We start from the raw sequence: 22,849 nt of genomic DNA, 5'->3' as shown, positions 1-22,849 counted from the left end.
GGCCGCCTCGGAAGTCGCGGCGTGCGGGCCGCCCTCGCCCACGATTTTTGTCGCCCGCGCCCGACGGGCCGGTATGGCCATCCCGACCGACTCGGTCCGGCGGTTCCGACTCCGCGGCGTGAACGCGTACCTCGTCTCCGACGGCTCGGAGACGGTGCTCGTCGACGCCGGGACGCCGTGGGACCGCGACCGACTCCTCCGCGGCCTCGCCCGCTCCGACCTCGACCCCGGCGCTATCGACCGGGTGCTCGTGACCCATTTCGACCTCGACCACGTCGGGTCGCTCGCCTCGCTCAGCCTCCGCGACGACGTGCCGATTCACCTCGCCGAGCCGGACGCCTCGCACCTGACCGGCGCGTCGAAGCCGTCGCTCACCTCGCTGAAAGGCGCTGCACAGCGCGCGCTCGCGTCGTTCGTCGAGCGCCCGACGAACCCCGTGGAGGTCGTCCGCGACGGCGACGAACTCGGCGGCTTCGTCGCGTACCGGACGCCGGGACACACCCCCGGCCACACCGCGTTCGTCCACGAGGACCACGGCGTCGCGTTCGTCGGCGACATGGTCCGCGAGTCGAACGGGAGCCTCGGGCTGCTGCCGGGATTCATCGCGACCGACGCCGCGGAGAACAGACGGAGCGTCCGCGCGTTCGCGGCGCGCTGCCCGCCGGTCGACGTGGTCGCGGTGGGCCACGGCGAGCCGGTCACTGAGTACGGATACGGCGCGCTCAAGCGACTCGCGGACAAGCTCTAATCGGAGCGCGGTCGCTTTCGGAGCGCGATTCTCCGTGACGAGACGTCGAGCTATCGCTCGTGTCTGAGTTAAGAGCGGGGACCGCGGCCGAGCGCAGGTCCCCGGACTGACCAAGCCACTGTGAGGAGCACCAGTCTCACAGCTGCCTGACGCGCCCGGCGGAAGTGAATCGAACCACGCGCGTCAACACCACGTTGGACACTAGTTGTAAAAAGTCCTTTGTTATCGCCAATTAGAACCACGGCCTCCAGAACGACTGGATAAATATGCTCTTATGTGATTCATTTAGCCGTATTAACTGGACACCTAGTAACCTTCATGGTTGTTACTGGACGAACGGACGCCAGAATGGTGAAGAATCTATCGAATCCGCGGACGAGAGTCGAACGCGGCCGAAAATACGCTATCTGACCAGATACGGGTCCGCTCCGGGCATGAAGCGGCCGAGGTCGGATTCGCGGCGGAAGTCGGTCGACTGAAGCTCCAGCAGGCCGGCGACGAGTTCGTCGTGGTCGCCGTCGTCCCACTCGGCGGGGTCCTTGATGGGCAACACGAGGAAGCCGCTCCCGCGGAGTTCCTCGCCGTGGAGTGCTTCCATGTCGATGTCCGTCTTCCAGCCGACCGACGTGTAGTTGTTCAGGACGTGCTTCGTCGCCACCGCGCCGACCGGCAGGAGGACGTGGGCGGCGATGGCGCGGAGCTCCGCGTCGAAAAAGCGCTCCATGTCGGTGTAGTCGGCCGCCGACGGCGTGCCGTCCGGCACGCACATGTGCAAATACGAGAAGAACGTGCTGTTCACGGTCGGTTCGTCGCCGGCCTCGGCCAGCAACTCGCCGTCTTCGAGCGCCGGGAACAGCTTCTCGCCTGCGCCCCCCGCGAAGGGGACGCCGGTCTCGATGCCCCCGTGGACGCCGGGGTGGTCGCCGATGACGTGGAAGTCGGCGTTGGCGTCGCCGTAGCCGGGGACGTACCGGTCACACGACGGTCGCATGTCGAACGGGTTTCTCGTGCGGTCGGTTACGTTTCTCACGGTACTCTCTGTGGGAGCGGTCGGTAAAGAAGACGTGGTTCGGCCCGATATCGTACACGAACGAGCGTGAGGAACGCATCGAGAGAAAACGTCGTCCGCGCTGTCGACCGTCGACCGACGGGCTCCGGCTCAGAGTTCGACGCCCGAGGGGATGAGGCTCTGGCTCCGCAGGAGCGTCCCGTCGCCGTCGTAGACGAGGAACGTCGATTTCTCGAAGGTCTCGAAGTGGTCCCCCTCGATGGCCACGTCGACGCGGTAGCGCCCCTCGTCGTCGCCCGCGGCGCGTCCGTACTCGCGGGCCGCCCGAATGAAGTCGAGCACGTCGTCGGCGCGGGCGTTGAGTTCGAGGACGTAGTCGCCGGTCAGTCGGTCCGTCACGCTCACGACGCCGCGGGCGTCGTCGGCGTCGACGGAGTCTTGCAGCCGAAAGGAGACGTCCAGTTCCTCCGCGGCGAGCACGTCGCCGCTGGTCGAGAGGAACCGCGACCGAAGCTCCTCGGCCGGGCCGTAGAAGTCGATAGATACCGTCGGTTGGCGGGGGTCGCCGTCGTCCTCGTACCAATCGACATCGCGGACATCGAGTTCGAAGTAGTCACGCCGCATTCCGTACCGTTGGTTGTACTGCGCCGCCTATTAACGTGACGCCGCCCGAAGCGTGGTTCCGGCGTCGAAACCGGCCGATTACGCCGGTTCGACGCGCGCTCGGCACAACGGTTATCGGCCGCCGCCGCGAGCGAACCGCATATGGAACCCGTCAACCTCGACGAGAGCTTCGCGTCGTTCGACGAGACGTGGGCCCCGCGAATCGCCGCGGAGCTGAACGACTACGCGGTGAAAGTCGCGAAACTCGACGGCGAGTTCGTCTGGCACGCCCACGACGACACCGACGAACTGTTTCTCGTCCGCGACGGACGGCTCCGAATCGAGTTCCGCGACCGCGACGACGCGGACCTCGGCCCGGGCGACCTCCTCGTGGTCCCCCGCGGCGTCGAACACCGCCCCGTGGCGCTCGAACCGACCGAAGCGCTGCTCGTCGAGCCGACCGAGACGCTCAACACCGGCGACGCCGACGAGAGCGGCCTGACGCACGGCGACCCCGAACGGCTCTCCTGAGGGTCGACCGAGCGCGTCCTCTCCCGTCCTGCTGCCCCACTGGCGCGCCCCGGACTGTCGGTAGTTTTTACCTGTCAGACCGTGCGATTGTCCTATGGTCTGGGTCCGCTCCGAACACGCGGGTGCGCTGGCCGTCGTCTCGACGTGGCTCTGTGCGCTCCTCCCGTGGAACGTCACGTACACGCCGAACCTCTCGGGCGTGAGCCTGCTTTTCGTCCGGTTCCCCTTCGCGGAGGTGCAGTTCTCGTGGGGCCTGTCCAGCCGTGTCGCAATCAGAAGCCCGCTGTCCGCGCTCTCGCTCCAATCGGGGCAGACCGTCGCCGTCGCCTATCAGGCGTGGGTCGTCGGCGCGGCCGTCCTCGCGCTCGCGGTCCTGTTTTCGCTCGTGTACTACCTGCGCGACGAGCGGGTCGAAGCCGGCCCGGTCGACCCCGTTCGGGTGCTCGGCGGCCTCCTCGGCGTCGTCGGCGTCGTTCTCGCCGCCGCGACGTACCTCCTCGTGACGCGCGGGATTCCGGGGATTCCGCTCCCGCTCGGCGTCGTCATCTCGCTCGTCCTCGCCGGCGTCCTCCTGACCGTCGACCGGACCTGACGGCGAGTCGCGACCGGTCCTGCTCGTCGAATGACAGTCTCCCGCGCGGACCTTTTAAGTCTCGACCCACCATATCCCCGACCAACTGACCGGGTGACGATGGCACGAGATACGACGAGCGAGACGAGGGGAATGCGCGACCCGTCGGTGGAACGAGGGGTGTGGAGACTCCTCGCCAGCGGGGAGTTCGACGCCGCGGCCGCCGAAGCGGAGCGGCTCTTGCGCCGAACCGCCGAGATGCTTCGGGGGTCGGACCTCGACGTGCACCCGCTTTCGCCCGACGACACGCCGCTCGGAACTTACGAGGTCCCCGAGGGCCACGAGGAGGTCGAGCGCTACTGGGTGAACGCCCCCTTCGCCTACGTCGTCGTCACCTACGACACGGACGCGACCGCCCACCAGTACCACACCGTCGAACCCGACCTCGACGAGTTCGAGGCGTCGCTGCTCGAACGCGTCCGCACCGACATCCGCGACCCGCTTTTGTACCGCCGCGAGGCGGACCCCCGAACCGAGACGGCGCTGGTCGAGGAGCTTCAGTCGATTCTCGAACAGTACGGGCTGGAACTCGACATGAACACCTTCTACACGCTGTTGTACTACCTCCGGCGCGACTTCCACGGCTACGGCCCGCTGGACCCGCTGATGAAGGACCCCCACATCGAGGACATCTCGTGTGACGGCTACGACCTGCCGCTTTTCGTCTACCACGACGAGTACACCGACATCGCCACGAACGTCTCGTTCGCCGCCGAGGAACTCGACAACTTCGTCATCCGCCTCGCCCAGCGCTCCGGCCAGCACATCAGCGTCGGTGACCCCGTCCTCGGGACGACGCTCCCGAACGGCGCGCGCGCCGAGTTAGCCCTCGGGGAGGAGGTCACGCCGCGCGGGTCGGCGTTTACCATCCGCCTCTACGCCGAAGAGCCGTTCACCCCAATCGACCTCGTGCGCTACGGCACGTTCTCCATCGAGCAGATGGCCTACCTGTGGCTCTGTATCGAACACAACAAGAGCCTCATCTTCGCGGGCGGGACGGCCTCGGGCAAGACCACCTCGATGAACGCGGTGTCGATGTTCGTCCCGCCGCGGTCGAAGGTGCTGTCCATCGAGGACACCCGCGAACTCGCGCTCTACCACGACAACTGGCTGTCGTCTGTCACCCGCGAACGACTCCACGAGGGGACCGACATCTCGATGTACGACCTGCTTCGCTCGGCGCTCCGGCACCGCCCCGAGTACATCATCGTCGGCGAGGTTCGCGGCGACGAGGCCGTGACCCTGTTCCAGGCGATGAACACCGGCCACACGACGTTCTCGACGATGCACGCCGACAGCATCGAGACGGTCATCAACCGCCTCGAAAACGAGCCGATCAACGTCCCGCGCGCGATGGTGCAGTCGCTCGACCTGCTGTGCGTCCAGACGCTCACCCGTCACGGCGGCGAGCGCGTCCGCCGCTCGCAGACCATCGGTGAAATCGGCGACATCGACCAGCGGACCGGCGAACTCGACTACTCGTCGGCGTTCGCGTGGGAGCCCGAGACGGACACGTTCAGTCAAAACGACAGCTCGCTGCTCACCGAAATCCAGCGCGAAAACGGCTGGTCGCGGACCGAACTCCGGCGCGAACTCCGGCGGCGCGAGGGGTTCCTCCGATACCTCCTCGACAAGGGCGTCACCGACTACCGGCGCTTTACCGCGCTCATCAACGAGTACTACGCGGACTCGGAAGACGTGATGCGGCGCGTCGAGGCCGACGAGGACATCGTCGACGCCGGCTCGGAGGCCTGAGATGGTCGCACAGAACCTGTATCTGCTCCCGCTCGTGCTCGCCGTCCTCCTCGTCTTGCCCGTCGTCCTGTCGCCGGTGAGCCGCGCGGCCGACCTCCTCGTCTCGCGGGTCGCGCTCTCCGTCTTCGGCTTCTACGTCGCCAACGAGAACCCCCGGCGCAGGGAACAGCGAACGCAGCTGCGGGCGGCGCACGTGAGCGTCACCCACCGCGTGTACGCCTCGCGGACGCTCCTCATGGCGACCGTCTTCGGCGTCGCCGGGAGCGTCTTCGGCGTCTACCTCGCCGCCGTGACGCTCGACACCCTCGCCGTCCAATCCGAGACGATTCGGGAGGTCCTCCCCGGCGCGCTCGGCTTCCTCGGCGGCCTCACGAGCATTCAGGCGCTCCCGCTCCGCGACCTGTTTCTCGCACTGCTGCTTTCGAGCGCGACGCTCGGGACGCTCCTCGCGCTCGGCGTCTACTGGGGTCGGTGGTACGTCCTCACCGAGCGGGCGCGGACCCGCTCGTCGGAAATCGAGGCGACGCTCCCGCGGACGGTCGCGTTCGTCTTCGCGCTGTCGCGGTCGGGGATGCCGTTCCCACAGGTGCTGGAGACGCTGGCGCGAAACGAGGCCATCTACGGCGAGGCGGCGCGCGAGGTTTCCATCGTCGTCCGCGACATGGACGCCTTCGGCACCGACGTGCTCTCGTCGCTCCAGACGATGGCGACGCGGACGCCGAGTCCGAGCCTCGAGGAGTTCGCAGAGAACCTCGCCAGCGTCCTCGGGAGCGGTCGCAACCTCTCGTCGTTCCTCCAAGAGCAGTACGAGCGGTTTCAGGAGGAAGCCGAAGCCCAACAACAGCAGTACCTCGACTTGCTTTCGACGTTCGCGGAGGTGTACGTCACCGTCCTCGTCGCCGGCCCGCTGTTTTTCATCACCGTGCTCGTCGTCATCGGTCTCGTCCTCGCGGACACGCTGACGCTCATCCGCATCGTCGGCTACGTCGGCATCCCGCTGGCGAGCTTCGGCTTCGTCGTCTACATCGACAGTATCACCGAGTCGCTCCGGGGCGCGGCGGTTGCCGACGACGGCGCTGACACCGCGGCAGAGTCGGTCCGGCGCATCGACGCGACCGGCGGCGTCGGCTCGGCCCCCGCGACCGACGGCGGCGAGACCGACGCCCGAGGCGACCCGTGGCGCGCGAACCGCGAGCGGCTCGCCGCCTACGACCGGCTCCGCGCGCTCCGCAACTGGTTCGAGCGCCCGCTCGACACCCTCGGACGCAAGCCGCTCGTCGCGCTCGCGCTCACCGTCCCGCTGGGGCTCGTCTGGGTCGCGCTGCGGGCCACGATTCCCGCGGACCCCACGATACTCGGCGTCGCCGACGCGGTGGACGAACACGTCGTCGAGGCCGCAATCGGTTCGCTCGTCGTCGTCTCGGCGTTCCACGAGCTGCGAAAGCGCCGAATCCGCGCCATCGAGCGCAGCATGCCCGACTTCCTCGACCGCCTCGCGAGCGTCAACGAAGCCGGGCTGACGGTCGTCCAGAGCCTCCGCCGGGTGTCGGCGTCGGACCTCGGGCCGCTCGGCGACGAGGTCGAGCGCGCCGTCCGCGACATCGACTGGGGGGCTGACGCACAGACCGCGCTCCGGCGGATGGACCGCCGGACGGCCAGCCCGATGGTGTCGCGGTCGGTGACGCTCATCACCAACGCGATGAGCGCCAGCGGCGACCTCGCGCCCGTGCTCCGCATCGCGGCCAACGAGGCCCAAGACAGCCGCCGCCTCGCCCGCGAGCGGAACCAGGAGATGCTCACGTACCTCCTCGTCATCTACATCTCGTTTCTCGTCTTCCTCGGTATCATCGCCGCGCTGACGGTGTCGTTCATCCCGGCGGTCGAGCAGGCCAGCGCCGGAGGCGTCGGCTCCGGCGAGGTCGCCGGCGTCTCCTCGGGCGCGTTCTCGGGCCTGCGCGACGTGGACACCGAGTCGTACACGCTGTTGTTCTTCCACGTCACGGCCATTCAGGGGCTCTGCTCGGGGGTCATCGCCGGACAGCTCGGCGAGGGGCAGATTGCCGACGGCGTCAAACACGCCGCCATCCTGCTCGTCATCACCTACGTGACGTTCCTGTTCATCTGAGTGCGCGCGACTCATCAGGGGAACGACCCCCGACCGACGCCCGCGACCCGTGCGGTCTTTGTCCCGCCGCCCCGACCGACCGGCATGGACGGAGACGAACCCCGAGACGGGGTCCGCGAGACGTACGACCGCATCGCGTCGCACTTCGCGTCCACCCGCGAGTATCCGTGGCCCGAAGTCGAGTCGTTCGTCGCCGACGCGACCGAGTCGGGACCGGCCGCCCGCGCGCTCGACCTCGGCTGCGGTAACGGCCGGCACGTCGACCTCCTCTCCGAGCACGCCGACGAGGTCGTCGGCCTCGACGTGAGCCGCGGCCTGCTCGACGAGGCGGTCGCGCGGGCGGCCGAACGCGGCTTCGACGCCGGACTCGTGCAGGGCGACGCCTCGCGGCTTCCCTTCACCGACGACGCCTTCGACCTCGCGGTGTACGTGGCGACGGTTCACCACCTCGCGCCGCGGGCGGCGCGCGTTGCCAGCCTGAACGAACTCGCGCGCGTGCTCGACGCCGACGGCCGCGCGGTCGTCAGCGCGTGGAGCACCGCCCACGACACGTTCGACCGCGAGGACGGCTTCGACACGACGGTCGACTGGACGCTCCCCGGCGGCGAAACGGTCCCCCGCTTTTACCACATCTACGCGCCCGACGAGTTCGACGCCGACCTCGACGCGAGCGACCTCGCGGTGGTCGAATCGACGGTCTCCAGCGGGAACTGCTACGCCGTCGTCGCCGGCTGCTGAGCGTTGGTCGGGACTGGGGCCTCACGGACGGAATCGTGTTGGTTGCTAACGCGTTTCGGGTGGATGCCGGCCGCGCACAGGTGATGTGGGCTTAAGAGCGCCGCGACGAATTCCCGTGTATGACCGAGACCGACGAACCACGGGAGTACGAGGTTGTCGTCGTGGGCGGCGGCCCCGCGGGCCTCCAGACCGCGCTCTACACGACGCGACTGGGCCACGACACCGCGCTCGTGGACCGCGGCGGCGGCCGCGCGGCCATGATGCTCGACACGCACAACGTCATCGGCGTCACCGAGGACACCTCGGGCAACGAGTTCCTCGAAACCGCGCGCGGCCAGCTCGAAGACTACGGGACCGACATCCACCGCGACTTCGTGACCGACGCGGAGCGGTTGGACGACGGCCGGTTCCGCCTCGTCGGCAACGAGGGCGAGTTCGTCGCCGAGCGCGTCGTGCTCGGCGTCGGCTTCAACGACGAGCGCCCCGAGCCGCCGCTGCCCCGCACCGGCAAGGGTCTGCATTACTGCCTCCACTGCGACGCCTACATGTTCGTCGACGAGTCGGTGTACGTGATGGGTCACTCGGACTCGGCAGCCTACGTCGCCATGATAATGCTCAACTTCACCGACGAGGTGGACCTGCTGCTCCGCGGCGACGAGCCGACGTGGTCCGACGAGACGGACGAACTCGTCCGCGCGCACCCCGTCGACATCGTCGAGGAGGAGCTTTCGGGCATGACGAAGCGCGACGACGGCTGGCTGGAGAGCTTCGAGTTCGAAGACGGCACTGTCCGCGAGTACAAGGGTGGCTTCGCCATGTACGGCTCGAACTACAACACGACGCTGTTCGAGGCGCTCGACGTGGACCTCGACGACGACGGGACGGTTCCCGTGGACGACCACGGTCGGACCAGCGTCGACGGCGTGTTCGCGGTCGGTGACATCACCCCCGGCCACAACCAGATTCCGGTGGCGATGGGCAAGGGCGCGAAGGCAGGCATCGCCATCCACATGGAGCTCCGCGAGTTCCCCAAGAGCCTCGACGAGATTCGCGCCGAGGGCGCGGTGAGCGTCGACGACGTGCCCGGTATCTCGCCCGGCCTGCTCGACAAGGCCAAGCAGTTCAACGAGTCGCACGCGGACGATTGAGGCCGTAATTCAGCGAAATTCGGTGAAAACCGAAGTCTACGAACACCCTTCTAAAGTTCTCACGGCCAGTACGGTCTCCCACGATGAAACGTACTGGACTTGCGACTGTCCTGCTCGCGCTCATGGTCGTACTGGCCGGCTGTGCGGGCGGGGCCGGCACGATGACCGAGACGCAGACCGACGGGACCGCCGACGCGACGACGACCGCGTCGTCCGACGGCGGCGACGCGGCCCGGACGGGAACCGTGAACTTCTACGTGAGCGACGAGCAGAACGCCATCGCGGACTTCGAACACCTCAACGTCACCATCGAGCGCGTGACGCTCGTCCGCGCGAGCGGTGACGCCGAATCGGAGACCGAAGCCGACACCGACGACGCGGAGGCCGACGATGAGACCGGGACCGAAACTGAACCCGAGGCCGACACCGCGAACGACACCGACGCTGAGGCGAACGCGAGCGTCGAGGTGGAAATCGAAGCTAACGCGACGGCGAACACGACGAACACGTCCGCCTCGACCAACGGGTCGGTCGACGCCGACGCCGACGCTGACGCCGACGCCGACGCCGATGCGGACATCGAATCCGCCGACGTAAACGACACCGACGCGGCCGAAGGCGAGTCGAGAGTCGCCTACGAGGTCGACAACGCGACCGTCGACCTGACGGAACTACAAGGCGAAAACGCGAGCCTCGTCGGCGAGTACGGCGTGCCCGAAGGGAACTACACGAAGGTCTTCGTGCACGTGAGCGAGGTGAACGGGACGCTGAAGACCGGCGAACGGGTCAACGTGAAGCTCCCCAGTAACAAGCTCCAGCTCGACACGGACTTCGAAGTCGGCAACGGCGAGTCCGTGGACTTCGTCTTCGACATCACGGCGTTCGAGGCGGGCAACAGCGGGAAGTACATCCTCAAGCCCGTCGTGAGCGAGTCGGGGACGGACGTGCCGATTACGAAGGTCGGCGCGGGAGCGGAAGCCGACACCGAAGCCGGGGCTGAGGTCGACGCGGGCGAAAACGAGACCGACGAGGCCGGTGAGAACGCCGAATCCGACGCCGAAGGCGACCTCTCCGTGAGCTTCGACGGGAACGTCTCCGCCGGCGAGAACGCGACGGTCGTCGTCACGCGGAACGGGACGCCCGTGGAGAACGCGACGGTGACGGTAAACGGCGAGGCCGCCGGCACGACCGACGCCGACGGCGAGCTAGGTGTCGCCATCCCCGACGAGCGAGACGTGACGGTAGTCGCCGTGGACGGCGAGTCCGAGGCTGAGGCGGAGTTCGAGTTCGAAGTCGTCGGGAGCGCCCCCGACAACCCCGACGAGGGCGGCGAATCGACCTCCCTCGCCGCCTGACCGAAAAGGTAACATCCTTATTGGGGCGTCGAGAATGAAGAGATAGACGCGGCGTTCGCGCGCACCGGTGTCTCGGCCGAGCGAAGCGAGGCCGAGGCTCGGTGCGAGCGAGCGAAGCGAGCGAGCACCGGTGGTCTAATGGTAAGACATTGGCCTTCCAAGCCAATTATCTGGGTTCGATTCCCAGCCGGTGCATCTTCTCCGAATCGCTGCTCGCCGCGGAGAGCACTCAGCGGCTCTCACACCGTCGGAATCAGCGGCTATTCTTAACTATCATTCCGCCGATATTCGTGTGAGGTGTATTACAGATGAGTCTGCTCGACGGCCGCGTCGCGGTCGTCACCGGCGGTAGTTCGGGTATCGGACGGGGAATCGCGCTGGCCTACGCCGAGGCGGGCGCGGACGCGGTGGTCTGCGACATCCGCGAAGAGCCGAAAGAAGGCGGTGCGTCCACCCACGAGCAAATCGAGGCCGACACCGACTCGTCGGCGACGTACGTCGAACTCGACGTGACCGACCCGGCCGCGTTCGAGGCGGCGATGGACGCCGCCGAGGCGTTCGGCGGCGTGGACGTCATGGTGAACAACGCCGGTATCTGGCGGCCAGAGGAGTTCCTCGAAGTCACCGAAGCCGAGTTCCAAGGGATGCTGGACATCAACCTGAAGGGCGTGTACTTCGGGGCGCAGGCGGCCGCGAAACGGATGGTCGAGTCCGGCGGCGGAAGCATCATCAACGTCTCCAGCGTCAACGGCATCTTCGGCAACGGCAACTACCCGTCGTACAGCGCGTCGAAGGGGGCCGTTCGGACGCTCTCGTACTCGCTCGCCCACGGTCTCGGCGGCGACGGCGTCCGGGTGAACGCGATTCACCCCGGCGCTATCAGGACGAAAATCGGCCCCGAGGGGGCCGAGGAGACGGGCGAGGAACAGACCGCACAGTTGACCGCCATGATTCCGCTCGGCCGGCAGGGCGAACCGGACGACGTGGCCGGCGTGGCGGTGTTCCTCGCCAGCGACCTCTCGAAGTACGTCACCGGCGAGTCCATCGTCGTCGACGGCGGCTGGACCAGTTGGCGGTGACTGCGGGAGCGACGCGGGGCCGGTTCGGTGGCCGACGCGGTCGGCTCCGCCCGCCCGCGTCCTGTCGTGTGAACGCCCACGAGTGCCGAAACACGCGGACTACGGCGACTTCGAGACGCCGACACGGACCGTCTCTCTTATCTTCCCTCCGAACGTAACCGAACGTAATGCTGGATTCCATTCCGCTGTTCCCCGGACTGCCGGGCGGCCCAGAACTGCTCATCGTCCTGCTCATCGTCGTCCTCCTGTTCGGTGCGAACAAACTCCCCCAACTGGCCCGGTCGTCGGGGCAGGCGATGGGCGAGTTCCGTCGCGGCCGCGAGGAAATCGAAGAGGAACTGAAGAAGGGCGCGGAGGGGGGCGACGACGAAGACGAGAAAGGAGACGAGGCCGAGGCGGACGACGCCGACGCGACCGAGACGGAAGCCGAGAGCAGATAGTACGCGTCTCCCCCGGGGAACCGGACCCCTTGTGCGGTCTTTTACGGTCGCGAGTGTCTACTGTTTGCAGTCGCTCACGAGGTCGGTAACGACGCCAGACCGCGGCTTCGAGGGCCGACGGCGAGTCTACGACCGAGAGACCGGGCGGTCGGGGAGTAACTGCATGAGGTATGAATGGGTGGACAGCGAGGTTGCCCGGCGTTCCGACGTGGGGAATCCCGGTTGCCTCCTCCACCCCGCGATCCCTCGAGCGACGCACGTCCGATGGTCCGCTGCTCGCTTCCGCGCCTGGCGGGGTACCACCGATGAACCGCGCGAACCCTTCCCTGCGGAAGGGGTACGCGGAACCGCTGTCCCCGAAGGACGAGGTTTCTACGTTGGCTTCCGGGGCCCGCGCCGGTCTGACCGGACGCGCCCGTGTTCGGTCCCCGCTAAAGACCTATTTTGCGGGTGAAGAGCAGGGCCTAACTGCCCGACCTAGTCCACTCCCTCATTATCCACCGACTGTTAAGGGCCTTTCGACTCGGGTGCGGGAAAATCGGGGGACACCGTCGGGGTGGTTCGACGCGTCGGCTCCGCGAGTCGCCGGTTCCGGTCGGTCGCTCCCGGCTCACAACACGCCGCGGGCGTACCACGCGCCGCCGACGAAGGTGACGAACGCGGCGGCCACGACGGACCAGCGGTGGTAGGTGAGCCACGAGTACTGCTGGTCGAAGCTGAACAGGAGCGTCTGGTCGATAGAGAACGACCACAGCGCGGCGATGCCGAGCATCGAAAGCGAGAGGACGAAGGCGAGGCCGGCGGCCGTCGCCGGGTCGGTCCGCTCCTGTCTGCCCGAGAGGAAGACGACGGTTTCGAGGAGCGCGAGCATTCCGACGAACGAGATGCCGACCGGGCCCGCGGCGTAGTAGGCGGCCACCTGTCCGTCCCCGCCCTCGACGGTGACGGCGGGAATCGCGACGGCGATTGCGAGGAGCAGCGCGCCGACGATTCCGACGGTCGGCGCGAGGCGTTCGGCGTCCATGGCCGGTCGTTCGGGCGACCGACTGATAAACGGTTTGAGACGTGCCGGCGAGGGATTACCCGGTTTTAAATCGCGCTGCGACGACGTGCGCGTATGGACCGCGTAGCGATTATCGGTGCATCGATGACCCAGTTCGGGCAGCGAGACGCGTGGATTCGCGAACTGCTCGCGGAGGCGGGACAGGCCGCGCTGGCGGACGCCGACGTCTCGCCCGACGAAATCGAGCACCTCTACGTCTCGAACATGGCGAGCGGCGAGTTCGAGGGCCAGACGGGCGTCCCGAACGCCCTCGCCCACGACCTCGCGGCGATGCCCGCCTACACCGCCCGAATCGACCAGACCTCCTCGTCCGGCGGCGCGGGCGTCTACGCCGCGTGGCAGTCTGTCGCCTCCGGCGCGTCCGACATGACGATGCTCGTCGGCGGCGAGAAGATGACCCACCGCTCGACCGCCGAATCGACGGACGTCATCGCCTCGCTGACGCACCCGGTGGAGTACAAACACGGCGTCACGCTCCCCTCCTTCGCGGGGCTGACCGCCCGGCTCTATCTCGACACCTACGACGCCCCGCGGGAGTCCCTCGGGAAGGTCGCCGTCAAGAACCACAAAAACGGCGTCGACAACCCCCACGCCCAGTTCCGCAAGGAAGTCGACCTCGACACCGTCCTCGACTCGCCGGTCGTCGCCGACCCGCTTCGCCTCTACGACTTCTGTCCCATCACCGACGGCTCGGCGGCGCTCGTCTTCTGCCCCGAGTCGGTCGCCCGCGAGTACACCGACGATTACGCCGTCATCTCCGGCATCGGCGGCGCGACTGACACCCACGTCGTCCACGAGCGCGCCGACCCGACCACGATGGGCGGCGTCGTCAACTCCTCGGAAATCGCCTACGAGATGGCCGACCTCGAACCCGACGACATCGAGGTGGCGGAGCTCCACGATATGTTCACCATCCTCGAATTCCTCCAGTCGGAGGACCTCGGCTTCTTCGAGAAGGGCGAGGGCTGGAAGGCCGTCGAGGAGGGCGTCACCGACCGCGACGGCGACCTCCCAATCAACACGTCCGGCGGCCTGAAGTCGAAGGGGCACCCCCTCGGCGCTTCGGGCGTCGCGCAGGTGTACGAGATTTACAAACAGCTCATCGGTGACGCAGGCGAGCGGCAGGTCGACGCCGACGTGGGCCTCGCGTGTAACGTCGGCGGCTTCGGCAACTGCGTGACCACGACCATCATGGAGTCCCGATAATGTCCGACGACGAACCCGCGATGGAGGCGTACCGCTACCCCGACGGGAGCATCACCTACCCCGGCCACCCGGTCGGTCCGGGCGGCGAGGAGCCGGTCGGCACGGTCGACCTCAGCGACTACACGGCGACGGTGCTGACGTGGACCACCTCGACGGCGACGCCGCCGGGCGTCCGCCAGCCCAACACGCTCGCCATCGTCGAGTTCGACGTGGACGGCGAGCCCGTCCGCGCCATCGGACAGGTCACCGGCGAGGACGACGTCGACATCGGCGACGAGGTCCGCCCGGTCTACTGCGAGGAACTCCGCGAACCCGGCGCGGGCATCCGCGAGCCCGCGAGTCAGGAGTGGGACGGCTACCGCTTCGAGCCGGTCTGAGCGGGCGCGTCGAGAGTCTTTTTTACTCGCGTCTGGGCCGCTGGAGCATGGAGTCGCCGCTCAGCGGTCGCTCGGCTCGTCGCCCGCGCCGGCGTCGGTTCCGCCGTCCCCGTCGTCCCCGTCGTCGCCGTTCACTTCGCGCTTAATCGACTCCAGTTCGGCGTCGACATCGACAGTCGGCTCGTCGCTCCCGCTCCCGTCGTCGCCGCCGTCCGGGCCGGCTTCCTCGGTCACGTCGATGCGGACCGGCCCGGTCCCGACCGGCTCGGCGTCGCGTGAGGCTCGGGTCCCGTCACCGGAGCGCCGGGCGTCGTCGCGCCGTTGCCACTCGGATTCGAACGTGCGTTCGTCCTCGCGCCAGCGACGCTCGCGGGCGGTTCGCTCGCGTTCGGCCTCGCTGAGTCGCGCGTCGAGTTCGTCGGCCAGCGAGCGGGCGCGGTCCATCACGTCGCGCGCCTCGGGGTTCGAGGGCAGGTCGGCCTCCGAGAGCGCGTTTCTGAGTTCGTCGAGGGCGCGGTCGACGCCGGAGACGGCGCTCTTCGGGACGTTTCGCATCCGTGCCTCCGTCTCGGTTCGGGCGTCGTCCATCGCGCGGCCGGGGTCGGAAAGCCGCATGAGGCGGCGGAGCAGTTCGAGGGAGGCGATGGTCGCTTCGAGGACGGCGATGACCGTCGGGATGGTGTACGACTCGGTGAACCGCAGGACCTCACCGAACGTCGGCGGGCGCGGGGGGCGAAATCGGTCGTCGCCGGTGACGCGTCGGTCGCGGCCACGGCCGCGGTTGCGGTCGCGCTCCTCGCGGAGTTCCGCGCCGAGTTCGTCGAGCGTGTCCCCGAGTTCGTCGAGTACGTCGAGGATGTCGTCGTCGCGTCGTCGGTCGCTCATGGCCCACGGTTGGGTCGCCGCGGGGATAAGCGTTCGAGGGGGCGAACGCGAGGTGCGTTTCGGGCACCGCCGTCGCTACCGCCGCGGGACGGCGCGCTGGTACTGCGGCGGCCACTCCGCGTCGGCGTCGAGGTCGTCCGCGGCGTGGAGCGCGAAGTACGGGTCGTACAGATGCTCGCGGCCGACGATGGCGAGGTCGGCCCGCCCGTTTCTGACGACCTCGTCGGCGTGGCGCGCGGTTCGGATGCCGCCGACCGCGCCGACCATCGCGTCGGTCTCCTCGCGGATGACCTCCGCGAAGGGAATCTGATAGCCGGGGCCGGTGTTCGGAATCCGCTGGTCGGGGTGGATGCCGCCGGCGCTCACGTCGACGAGGTCGACGCCGAGGTCGTCGAGGTCGGCCGCGAGGCGAATCGACTGCTCGATGTCCCACGACTCGCGGTCGTCCAGCCAGTCGGTCGCGGAGATGCGGACGAACACGGGCTTGTCGTCGGGCCAGACCCCGCGGACCGCGTCCGTGACCTCGCGGAGGAGTCGCGTCCGGTTTTCGAACGAGCCGCCGTACTCGTCGTCGCGGTGGTTCGTCACCGGCGAGAGGAACTCGTGGAGGAGGTAGCCGTGGGCCGCGTGGACCTCGGCGATTTCGAAGCCCGCGTCGAGCGCGCGCTCGGCCGCCGCGCGGAAGTCGTCGACGACGCCTTCGATACCGTCGGCCGAGAGCTTTCGGGTCGGCGGAGCCTCGCCCTCGTAGGGCCACGGCGCGTCGCTCGGGGCGACGGTCGTCCACCCGCCGTCGTCGGGCGCGACCGGCTCGCTCCCCTCCCACGGACGGGTCTTGCTCGCCTTCCGGCCCGCGTGGGCGAGTTGGATAGCCGGCGTGCTCCCCATCGACGAGACGAACGAGGTTATCTGGCTGAGCTTCTCGACGTGGTCGTCCGACCAGATGCCGAGGTCGTTCGGTGTGATGCGCCCCTCGGGGGAGACGGCCGTCGCCTCGGACATCACGATGCCCGCGCCGCCGACGGCGCGGCTGCCGAGGTGGACGAGATGCCAGTCGTCGGCGAACCCGTCGGTCGAGGAGTACTGACACATCGGCGAGACCATGATTCGGTTTCGAACCTCCGTCTCGCGGAGCGAAAGCGGCGTAAAGAGCGAGTCCGTCATCGCCCCCGATTGGGCGCGGTCGGAAAAACCCCCCTCGATTCCGGTGATGCAGTCCGGTTTCGGCTACTCGACCGAGCCGACGAACGCGCGCTGTTCGGCCAAGAGGTCGCGGTCGAGCGTCCACACGAGGTCGCGCTCGCCGCGGTTCAGCGCGGCTGCGACCACGCCGTCGGGCCTGACGACGAGCGAGCGACCCGCGTACTCCGAACCCGCGGTTCCCGAAATCGACCCGCTCCCCGTCCGGTTCGCGCCGACGAGCCAGCGAACCCCGTCGAGGGCGCGGGCGCGACAGAGCAGTCGCCAGTTCGTCGAGTGGGCGGCGGGCCACGCGCCGACGACGAACAGGGCGTCGACTCGCTCGTCGGTCAGCGCGGCGCTGTCGCCGACGAAGTTCAGGTCGTAACAGGTGAGGATTCCCGTCCGGCCGGCGGGCGTGTCCGCGACGACGAGTTCGTCGCCCGGCGCGAGGATATCGGCCTCGCCGCCCCAGAGGTGTCGCTTGCGGTAGACGGTCGCCGAGCCGTCGGGTCGGACGTAGGCGGCCGCGTTGTGGAGCGTCTCGCCGTCGCGTTCGAGGTAGCCCGCCAGTACGTCGAAGCCGTTTTCCGCGGCGACGGACGCGAGGAAGTCGGTCGCGCGCTCCCGAGGTATCGCGCCGCTGAAGGCGCGGCTGTCCGCGACGAAGCCCGTGAGCGCGTACTCGGAGAACAGCGCGATATCGACCGACTCGGGGAGGTCGGCGGCGCGGGCGCGCACGTCCGCCTCGTTTCGCGCCGGGTCGAGGTCGAACGCGGCGCGCTGCGGGACGGCGATAGTGGGACCGGTCACGCTCGGAGGAACGGACGGGTCGCGAAAAAGTGACCCGAATGGAATCGGCGGTCGGTCCCGGTCCGAGACGCGGAGCGAAGGGAAACGCTCTTTTTACAGTCGAACGGACTTCCGGCATATGAGTGACGGGGACGACGATACGACAGAACTCTCGCCCGAGAGCTTCGACGAGCGCCTGACCGAGGCCGAGGAGGCTCTCGACGCGGCCGAGACCGAAGCCGACCTCGACGAGGTCGAGGCCACGCTCGACGACATCGAGGCCGACGTGGAGGCCGCGGACCTGCCCGAACCGGACGACGAAGACGAAGACGACCCCGCCGAGGAGCTCGAATCGCGCCTGTCCGACCTGCGCGACGACCTCGAATCCCAGCGCGGTCCCTACGCCGACGACGCCGTCGAGACGCTCGAAGAAGCGAAGTCCACGATTACGGACACTCGGTGGACCGAGCAGGGCGACGGCGAAATCGTCGCCGCGGTCGAGACGTTCGCCGACGAGTTCAACGGCGTGCTCGACGCGAGCGTCTCGGTCGACGGTGACGACGAAGACGCGCTCACCGCCGCCATCGACGACGCCGTCTCGGCCGTCGAAGCGGCCGCCCTCGACGCCGACGAGGACGCAGAGACCATCGCGGACCTCATCGAAGTCGCGGACGGCCTCGCGGACGGTCTCGACGACGCCCAGGAGTGGGACGACCTCGAGACCCGCGAGAAGCTCCAAGTGCAGGGCTTCTACGACGTGCTCGGCCACTACAAGGACTTCCCGCCGGAGCTGTCGGCGCTGAAGGAACACGAAAAGCGCGGCAACGTCGAGATGATTGCGCTCGCGTTCGAGAGCTTCCAGTCCGACTTCATGCAGGAGTACTGCATCGAGGCGTTCACGCGGATGAACGACGACCGCGCCTACGAGACTATCGAGGGGCAGGCCAAGCGCCGCGACAAGGGCGTCATCAAGGCCATCGGGAAGATGGCCGCCGAGGAGGGCGTCGAGATGCTCGTCGACTACGTCGACACCGACAGCGACCCCGCGCTCCAGAAGGTCGTGTTCAAGGCGCTCGGCGAAATCGGCTCCGAGGAGGCGACCCAATCCATCGCGAACAAGCTCGTCACCGAAAACGACAACGTCCGCTCGGCCGCCGCTCGCGCGCTCGGTCTCATCGGCGACACCCGCGCCGTCGAGCCGCTGTCGGACGTCGTCGCCGACGACGACGAGGACGCCGTCCGCGCCAGCGCCGCGTGGGCGCTCCGGCAGATTGGCACGAACGACGCGCTCGAAGTGGCCGCCGGCTACGCCGACGACCGCTCGTTCCTCGTCCAGCGCGAAGCCGAACTCGCCGCCGAGTTCCTCGGCGACGATGTCGAAGCCGAAGCGACCGTCTGAGACCGCACAACCGACGCGGCAGTCCGGCGGCTCTGCGGTCCCCTTTCGTTCTCTTTCTCTCGCAGTCGCTCGCGCTGAGTCCCCGGTCGCGAACGTTTTTGTAGGGAAACGCGACCACCGCGGGGTGTGTCTCGACGGCCCCCCACCACCGCGTTCGCCGTCTCGCTCGCCGTCCTGCTCGCGGCCGCGGCCGTCGTCCCCGCGCCGATAGCGGCCGCGCCGGGAACGGCGAACGCGACAGAATCAGCGACCGCCGCCGACCCGCCGGTATCGGGCGACCCGCGCATCGTCGCCGCGCTCCCCGACCCGGCGACGCCCGACGACCGCGGCGAGTTCGTCGCCGTCGCCGCGCCCGCGGGAACCGAACTCTCGCTGGCCGACGGCGAGGAGACCGTCTCCTTCGTCGCGCCCGGCGGGGCGGTTGCCGTCGTCACCGACCCGTCCGCGGCGTCGAACCTGACCGACCTCCCAGTGGTCGCGCCCGGTCTCGACCTCGCAAACGGCGGCGAGACGGTCACGCTCCGCGTCGTCGGTGGCGACGGCGACGCGGCCGGCAACGGCGTCGTCGCGGACCGCCTCAGCTACGACCGGAGCCGCGAGGGCGCGCTCCTCGAACGGCGGGACGGCGCGTGGTCGTGGTGGCCGCGGACGCTCCCCCGGCGGAACGTCACGACCCACGGCCCCGCGAACGCGACGCTGTTCGTGCTCCCCGACTCGCCGGGGCGTCCGATAGCGACGCTCCGGGCGGCCGACGAGCGGATTCTGCTCGCCGGCTACGTCGTCTCCTCCGCGCGCGTCGCCGACGAACTCGTCGCCGCTCGCGAGCGCGGCGTGCAGGTCGAGGTACTGGTCGAGGACAGCCCGGTCGGCGGCTTCCCGCGGCGGTCGGCGCGGGTCCTCGACCGCCTCGTCGACGCCGGCGTGTCGGTCCGCGTCGTCGGCGACCCGCACTCGTTTCACCACCCGAAGTACGCCGTCGTCGACGACGCGGCGCTCGTGATGACCGAAAACTGGAAACCCGCCGGAACGGGCGGGAAAAAGAGCCGCGGCTGGGGCGTCGTCGCGCGCTCGCCGGCCGTCGCGGCCGACCTCGCGGCCACGTTCGAAACCGATGCGAGCCTCCCAGAGACCGCTTCGTGGGAGACGTACCGCGTCGGCCGGTCGTTCGTCCGCACCGAATCGGCGAACGGCTCGTATCCGTCGCGCATCGCGCCCGAGGCGCTTCGAGTCGACCGCGTCGCCGTCCTCCGCGCGCCCGACAACGCCGAGTCCGCGGTCGTCGCCCGACTCGATGCCGCCGAGCGCCGAATCGACGTGCTACAACCGACCGTCGAGGCCGACGGCCCGTTCGTCCGCGCGCTCAAGCGCGCCGCCGACCGCGGCGTCCGCGTCCGACTCCTCCTCGGGAGCGCGTGGTACGACGAGGAGGAGAACCGCGCGCTCGCCGAGCGCCTGAACGAGTGGGCCGACCGCACCGGCAGCCCGCTCTCGGTCCGCCTCGCGCGCCCCGGCGACCGGTACGGCGCGATTCACGCGAAGGGCGTCGTCGCCGACGACACCGCGCTCGTCGGCAGTCTCAACTGGAACCGGCACTCGGCCCGCGAGAACCGCGAAGTCGTCCTCGCGCTGTCGGACCCGGCCGCCGCGGCGTACTTCCGCGAGGCGTTCGCGGCCGACTGGCGAGCCAGCGGGCGCGGAGCGGAGCCGAAGCCCGGACTCGTCGCCGCGGCGGCCCTCGCGGTCGTCGTCGGACTCGCGGCGCTCAGACGACTGGAGTTCGAAAAATGAGCGGTCGCAGTCTGAGAGTCGAACGCCGGCTTACGCCGTCGTCGACAGCTCTTCGTCGATGTCGGCTTCGGCCATCTTCTCGACGAGGCGGTCGATGACCTCCTCGCGCATGCCGCTGACGAACTTGATGGAGCCGACGACGAGGTGGCCGCCGCCGGAGACGCCGCCGCCGACGACTTCCTCGTTCAGTTCGGCGACCATCCGCGGGATGTCGAGGCGGACGCCGTCGGAGCGGAGGACGGCGAAGTCGGGACCGTAGCCGATGGTGATGACCGGCTCGCCCGTCTCCTGGACCTTGCGGTCGTGGAGCTTGCCCGTGGTCTTGCCCGGCGCGGGGTAGGTAAAGCGGTGGGCCCACTTGTCGAGGTCGATGCGGTAGAGGTTGGCCCCGCTGTCGAGGCGCTCGTGTTCGAGGTGCGGCTCCGCGGCTTCGAGCTGTCGGTCCACGTCGCGCTCGGCGCGCGTCGAGAGGAACTCGACGAGCTCGCGGTGGCGCTCCTCGTCGTCGCAGCCGACGTTGAGCACGTCGTTGACGATGGATGCGCCGTCGTTGTAGCGCAGCCAGTGGGCGGCGTAGTCGAGCGCCTCGCCCACGTCGAGGAGCTGTTCGCGGTCGTAGCCCTCGTCTTCGGCGAGCGCGATGTAGTTGTCCATGACCTCCGCCTTCGAGCGGTCGGACAGCCCGGCGACGGCGGGGACGTGACGCAGTTCGTCGGTCACGTCGGGGTGAATCATCCGCGCGAGTTCGACGCACATCATGCCGGTCGTGATGCGGTAGTCCTCGTCGTGGAGGTACGGGTTGACGTGCGCGTCGAGGAGCGGGTCGACCGCCTCGGGGTCGGGGTGGTGGTGGTCGACGACCGCGATGGGCACGTCGTAGTGCGCGAGGTTCTCGTAGGCGGGCACGTCCTCCTCGGTCGACCCGTTGTCGAGCATGAGCAGGAAGGGGAGCCGCTGGCCGTGGCGGGCGCGACCTTCGAGCGCGAAGTTCAGGTCGCGGGTCACGTCCTCCATCTCGTAGAACGGGGCCTTGCTCGGCAGGCGCTTGAACAGGTGCCGCGGCGCGTCGGGGTCGTCGTGAACCTCGGTGATGAGCCGTTCGAGGGCCAGTTGGACCGGGACGGACGCGCACATGCCGTCGCCGTCGGCGTGGTGACGGACGCGAATCGGGCGGCCTTCGAGGACCGTCCGTCGGAGCAGGCGCGCCACGTCTTCGAGGTCGTCGCGGAGCTTCTCGAACGCCGACCACTCCACGAGCGGCTCGACCGGCTCCGGCTCGGCGCGCTCGTCGAGCGCGGCGTCGATTCGCTGGCGGGCGTCGGCCGCGGTCTCGTCGTCGAGGACGGTGAGGCCGTCGACTTCGAGCTGACGGGTGCCCTCGTGGTCTTCGACGGTGCCGGCCATGCGGACCACGTCGTCGAGGTCGACTTCGGGGAACGCGCGGACGCCGGCCTCTTCGAAGGCAGCGGCGGCGACGATGCCGGAGTCGTCGGCGATGCGGAAGACGGTCGGGCCGCCGGTCTGCTTAATCTGCGTGACGACGCCTTCGACCGTGACCGACTCGCCGACCGAGAGACTGGAGATAGGCGTGATGGTCGGCTCGTGGTCGACGGTCAGGGTGCGGTAGTCGTCGGGCGTGTCCTCGGCGAACGCGATGTCGCCGTTGTCGCGGACGGATTCGAGGCGGACGACCAGTCGGTCCCCGACCTCGTAGTCGGCCGAGAGGTTGGACTCGTGGATGAGCCCGGAGACGGAGTCGGAGACGTCGACGAAGATGCCGTACTCCACGACGCCGTTGACGACGGCGTGGTAGTACGCGTCGGTCTCGACGTCGTCGGCGGTACAGTTCGGTGCGAGATCATAGACGATAGGTCGTGCGTCCGAATTCGGACCCGAGTCGTCGCCGGAATCCCCGGCGTGCTCGTCGCTCATAGTCCCGCTAGGTCAGGGGGTAGTGTTAAGCTTTACAAAAGCATCTCGCGTGCGCGGCCGGTTCGC

Annotated in this window: 21 protein-coding genes, 1 tRNA gene and 1 other RNA gene; 15 read left to right on the top strand and 8 right to left on the bottom strand. The window is 68.6% G+C overall.

Features of this window, described 5'->3' with window-relative positions; translation table 11 throughout:
• Nucleotides 1-73 precede the first annotated feature (73 nt).
• On the top strand, nucleotides 74-748 hold the full coding sequence (locus DEQ67_RS05290) for an MBL fold metallo-hydrolase (protein ID WP_115802391.1): 675 nt from the start codon (nucleotides 74-76) through the stop codon (nucleotides 746-748).
• Nucleotides 749-1,151: 403 nt separating this feature from the next.
• On the opposite strand, the gene DEQ67_RS05285 is transcribed toward DEQ67_RS05290, so the two are convergent.
• Together DEQ67_RS05285 and DEQ67_RS05280 are read right to left on the bottom strand one after the other, a co-directional pair.
• Nucleotides 1,152-1,778 (bottom strand): uracil-DNA glycosylase family protein, encoded by a 627-nt coding sequence (locus DEQ67_RS05285; protein WP_004064030.1) that lies wholly within the window; start codon nucleotides 1,776-1,778, stop codon nucleotides 1,152-1,154.
• 129 nt (nucleotides 1,779-1,907) lie between these two features.
• Nucleotides 1,908-2,381 carry a DUF5793 family protein gene (locus DEQ67_RS05280; protein WP_004043906.1) on the bottom strand — a complete coding sequence of 158 codons (474 nt, stop codon included), beginning with the start codon at nucleotides 2,379-2,381 and terminating at the stop codon, nucleotides 1,908-1,910.
• A 141-nt stretch (nucleotides 2,382-2,522) separates the two neighbouring features.
• On the opposite strand from DEQ67_RS05280, the gene DEQ67_RS05275 reads away from it, so the two are divergent.
• From DEQ67_RS05275 to tatAo, 10 genes are all read left to right on the top strand, one after another.
• Entirely contained in the window at nucleotides 2,523-2,891 is a 369-nt protein-coding gene (locus tag DEQ67_RS05275; RefSeq protein WP_115891310.1) for a cupin domain-containing protein, read from the top strand.
• 94 nt (nucleotides 2,892-2,985) lie between these two features.
• Nucleotides 2,986-3,483, top strand: coding sequence for a DUF7549 family protein (locus DEQ67_RS05270; protein WP_115860145.1), 498 nt, complete (start codon nucleotides 2,986-2,988; stop codon nucleotides 3,481-3,483).
• Nucleotides 3,484-3,615: 132 nt separating this feature from the next.
• A complete protein-coding gene (locus DEQ67_RS05265; protein WP_188148657.1) occupies nucleotides 3,616-5,277 on the top strand; it encodes a type II/IV secretion system ATPase subunit in 1,662 nt (553 codons plus the stop codon).
• Nucleotide 5,278: 1 nt separating this feature from the next.
• Nucleotides 5,279-7,402 carry a type II secretion system F family protein gene (locus tag DEQ67_RS05260; protein WP_115891311.1) on the top strand — a complete coding sequence of 708 codons (2,124 nt, stop codon included), beginning with the start codon at nucleotides 5,279-5,281 and terminating at the stop codon, nucleotides 7,400-7,402.
• A gap of 84 nt (nucleotides 7,403-7,486) precedes the next feature.
• The gene (locus DEQ67_RS05255; protein ID WP_004064038.1) at nucleotides 7,487-8,140 is read left to right on the top strand and encodes a class I SAM-dependent methyltransferase; all 654 of its coding nucleotides are present in this window, start codon (nucleotides 7,487-7,489) and stop codon (nucleotides 8,138-8,140) included.
• 119 nt (nucleotides 8,141-8,259) lie between these two features.
• Nucleotides 8,260-9,288: an NAD(P)/FAD-dependent oxidoreductase gene (locus DEQ67_RS05250; protein WP_004043912.1), complete on the top strand. Its 1,029-nt coding sequence runs from the start codon at nucleotides 8,260-8,262 to the stop codon at nucleotides 9,286-9,288.
• A 122-nt stretch (nucleotides 9,289-9,410) separates the two neighbouring features.
• Nucleotides 9,411-10,643 carry a DUF4382 domain-containing protein gene (locus tag DEQ67_RS05245; protein ID WP_115891312.1) on the top strand — a complete coding sequence of 411 codons (1,233 nt, stop codon included), beginning with the start codon at nucleotides 9,411-9,413 and terminating at the stop codon, nucleotides 10,641-10,643.
• Nucleotides 10,644-10,767: 124 nt separating this feature from the next.
• Nucleotides 10,768-10,838: transfer RNA gene (locus DEQ67_RS05240), tRNA-Gly, on the top strand.
• Nucleotides 10,839-10,951: 113 nt separating this feature from the next.
• On the top strand, nucleotides 10,952-11,722 hold the full coding sequence (locus DEQ67_RS05235) for an SDR family oxidoreductase (RefSeq protein ID WP_115891313.1): 771 nt from the start codon (nucleotides 10,952-10,954) through the stop codon (nucleotides 11,720-11,722).
• Nucleotides 11,723-11,889: 167 nt separating this feature from the next.
• Nucleotides 11,890-12,162 (top strand): Sec-independent protein translocase protein TatAo, encoded by a 273-nt coding sequence (tatAo, locus tag DEQ67_RS05230; protein WP_115802385.1) that lies wholly within the window; start codon nucleotides 11,890-11,892, stop codon nucleotides 12,160-12,162.
• A gap of 176 nt (nucleotides 12,163-12,338) precedes the next feature.
• Here the strand turns inward: tatAo and ffs are convergent.
• Nucleotides 12,339-12,650, bottom strand: an RNA gene (gene ffs / locus DEQ67_RS05225) — signal recognition particle sRNA.
• 122 nt (nucleotides 12,651-12,772) lie between these two features.
• Entirely contained in the window at nucleotides 12,773-13,186 is a 414-nt protein-coding gene (locus tag DEQ67_RS05220; protein WP_004043916.1) for a DUF7548 family protein, read from the bottom strand.
• A 93-nt stretch (nucleotides 13,187-13,279) separates the two neighbouring features.
• On the opposite strand from DEQ67_RS05220, the gene DEQ67_RS05215 reads away from it, so the two are divergent.
• Nucleotides 13,280-14,431 (top strand): thiolase C-terminal domain-containing protein, encoded by a 1,152-nt coding sequence (locus DEQ67_RS05215; protein WP_004064046.1) that lies wholly within the window; start codon nucleotides 13,280-13,282, stop codon nucleotides 14,429-14,431.
• On the top strand, nucleotides 14,431-14,808 hold the full coding sequence (locus DEQ67_RS05210; RefSeq protein WP_115802384.1) for an OB-fold domain-containing protein: 378 nt from the start codon (nucleotides 14,431-14,433) through the stop codon (nucleotides 14,806-14,808). Before DEQ67_RS05215 ends, DEQ67_RS05210 begins: the two co-directional genes overlap by 1 nt.
• A 60-nt stretch (nucleotides 14,809-14,868) precedes the next feature.
• Here the strand turns inward: DEQ67_RS05210 and DEQ67_RS05205 are convergent, their stop codons facing one another.
• The 3 genes from DEQ67_RS05205 to DEQ67_RS05195 all read right to left on the bottom strand — a co-directional run bounded on the left by DEQ67_RS05205 (nucleotide 14,869) and on the right by DEQ67_RS05195 (nucleotide 17,685).
• Nucleotides 14,869-15,693, bottom strand: a complete 825-nt coding sequence (locus DEQ67_RS05205) for a DUF7547 family protein (RefSeq protein WP_008607396.1) — start codon at nucleotides 15,691-15,693, stop codon at nucleotides 14,869-14,871.
• 75 nt (nucleotides 15,694-15,768) lie between these two features.
• On the bottom strand, nucleotides 15,769-16,857 hold the full coding sequence (locus DEQ67_RS05200; RefSeq protein WP_004043920.1) for an NADH:flavin oxidoreductase/NADH oxidase: 1,089 nt from the start codon (nucleotides 16,855-16,857) through the stop codon (nucleotides 15,769-15,771).
• A 63-nt stretch (nucleotides 16,858-16,920) separates the two neighbouring features.
• Nucleotides 16,921-17,685 carry a carbon-nitrogen hydrolase family protein gene (locus DEQ67_RS05195; RefSeq protein WP_008607388.1) on the bottom strand — a complete coding sequence of 255 codons (765 nt, stop codon included), beginning with the start codon at nucleotides 17,683-17,685 and terminating at the stop codon, nucleotides 16,921-16,923.
• 118 nt (nucleotides 17,686-17,803) lie between these two features.
• Between DEQ67_RS05195 and DEQ67_RS05190 the strand changes: the two genes are divergently transcribed.
• The gene (locus DEQ67_RS05190) at nucleotides 17,804-19,063 is read left to right on the top strand and encodes a HEAT repeat domain-containing protein (RefSeq protein ID WP_115891314.1); all 1,260 of its coding nucleotides are present in this window, start codon (nucleotides 17,804-17,806) and stop codon (nucleotides 19,061-19,063) included.
• Between the two features lie 126 nt (nucleotides 19,064-19,189).
• On the top strand, nucleotides 19,190-20,851 hold the full coding sequence (locus DEQ67_RS05185; protein ID WP_115802381.1) for a phospholipase D-like domain-containing protein: 1,662 nt from the start codon (nucleotides 19,190-19,192) through the stop codon (nucleotides 20,849-20,851).
• 30 nt (nucleotides 20,852-20,881) lie between these two features.
• On the opposite strand, the gene DEQ67_RS05180 is transcribed toward DEQ67_RS05185, so the two are convergent.
• Nucleotides 20,882-22,783 carry a DHH family phosphoesterase gene (locus tag DEQ67_RS05180; protein ID WP_008605507.1) on the bottom strand — a complete coding sequence of 634 codons (1,902 nt, stop codon included), beginning with the start codon at nucleotides 22,781-22,783 and terminating at the stop codon, nucleotides 20,882-20,884.
• Nucleotides 22,784-22,849 lie beyond the last annotated feature (66 nt).

Origin of the sequence: Haloferax sp. Atlit-48N (assembly GCF_003383015.2) — an archaeon.
Classification (GTDB): domain Archaea; phylum Halobacteriota; class Halobacteria; order Halobacteriales; family Haloferacaceae; genus Haloferax; species Haloferax volcanii.
The sequence above is the reverse complement of the archived record's forward strand: the minus strand, read 5'-3'. Positions and strand labels throughout refer to the sequence as shown.

Bases quoted from the DNA above. Each gene is read 5' to 3' on its own strand.
- DEQ67_RS05290 (WP_115802391.1), top strand. From the start codon at position 74: ATGGCCATCCCGACCGACTCGGTCCGGCGGTTCCGACTCCGCGGCGTG.
- DEQ67_RS05280 (WP_004043906.1), bottom strand. From the start codon at position 2,381: ATGCGGCGTGACTACTTCGAACTCGATGTCCGCGATGTCGATTGGTAC.
- DEQ67_RS05275 (WP_115891310.1), top strand. From the start codon at position 2,523: ATGGAACCCGTCAACCTCGACGAGAGCTTCGCGTCGTTCGACGAGACG.
- DEQ67_RS05270 (WP_115860145.1), top strand. From the start codon at position 2,986: ATGGTCTGGGTCCGCTCCGAACACGCGGGTGCGCTGGCCGTCGTCTCG.
- DEQ67_RS05265 (WP_188148657.1), top strand. From the start codon at position 3,616: ATGCGCGACCCGTCGGTGGAACGAGGGGTGTGGAGACTCCTCGCCAGC.
- DEQ67_RS05260 (WP_115891311.1), top strand. From the start codon at position 5,279: ATGGTCGCACAGAACCTGTATCTGCTCCCGCTCGTGCTCGCCGTCCTC.
- DEQ67_RS05255 (WP_004064038.1), top strand. From the start codon at position 7,487: ATGGACGGAGACGAACCCCGAGACGGGGTCCGCGAGACGTACGACCGC.
- DEQ67_RS05250 (WP_004043912.1), top strand. From the start codon at position 8,260: ATGACCGAGACCGACGAACCACGGGAGTACGAGGTTGTCGTCGTGGGC.
- DEQ67_RS05245 (WP_115891312.1), top strand. From the start codon at position 9,411: ATGGTCGTACTGGCCGGCTGTGCGGGCGGGGCCGGCACGATGACCGAG.
- DEQ67_RS05235 (WP_115891313.1), top strand. From the start codon at position 10,952: ATGAGTCTGCTCGACGGCCGCGTCGCGGTCGTCACCGGCGGTAGTTCG.
- tatAo (WP_115802385.1), top strand. From the start codon at position 11,890: ATGCTGGATTCCATTCCGCTGTTCCCCGGACTGCCGGGCGGCCCAGAA.
- DEQ67_RS05220 (WP_004043916.1), bottom strand. From the start codon at position 13,186: ATGGACGCCGAACGCCTCGCGCCGACCGTCGGAATCGTCGGCGCGCTG.
- DEQ67_RS05215 (WP_004064046.1), top strand. From the start codon at position 13,280: ATGGACCGCGTAGCGATTATCGGTGCATCGATGACCCAGTTCGGGCAG.
- DEQ67_RS05210 (WP_115802384.1), top strand. From the start codon at position 14,431: ATGTCCGACGACGAACCCGCGATGGAGGCGTACCGCTACCCCGACGGG.
- DEQ67_RS05205 (WP_008607396.1), bottom strand. From the start codon at position 15,693: ATGAGCGACCGACGACGCGACGACGACATCCTCGACGTACTCGACGAA.
- DEQ67_RS05200 (WP_004043920.1), bottom strand. From the start codon at position 16,857: ATGACGGACTCGCTCTTTACGCCGCTTTCGCTCCGCGAGACGGAGGTT.
- DEQ67_RS05190 (WP_115891314.1), top strand. From the start codon at position 17,804: ATGAGTGACGGGGACGACGATACGACAGAACTCTCGCCCGAGAGCTTC.
- DEQ67_RS05180 (WP_008605507.1), bottom strand. From the start codon at position 22,783: ATGAGCGACGAGCACGCCGGGGATTCCGGCGACGACTCGGGTCCGAAT.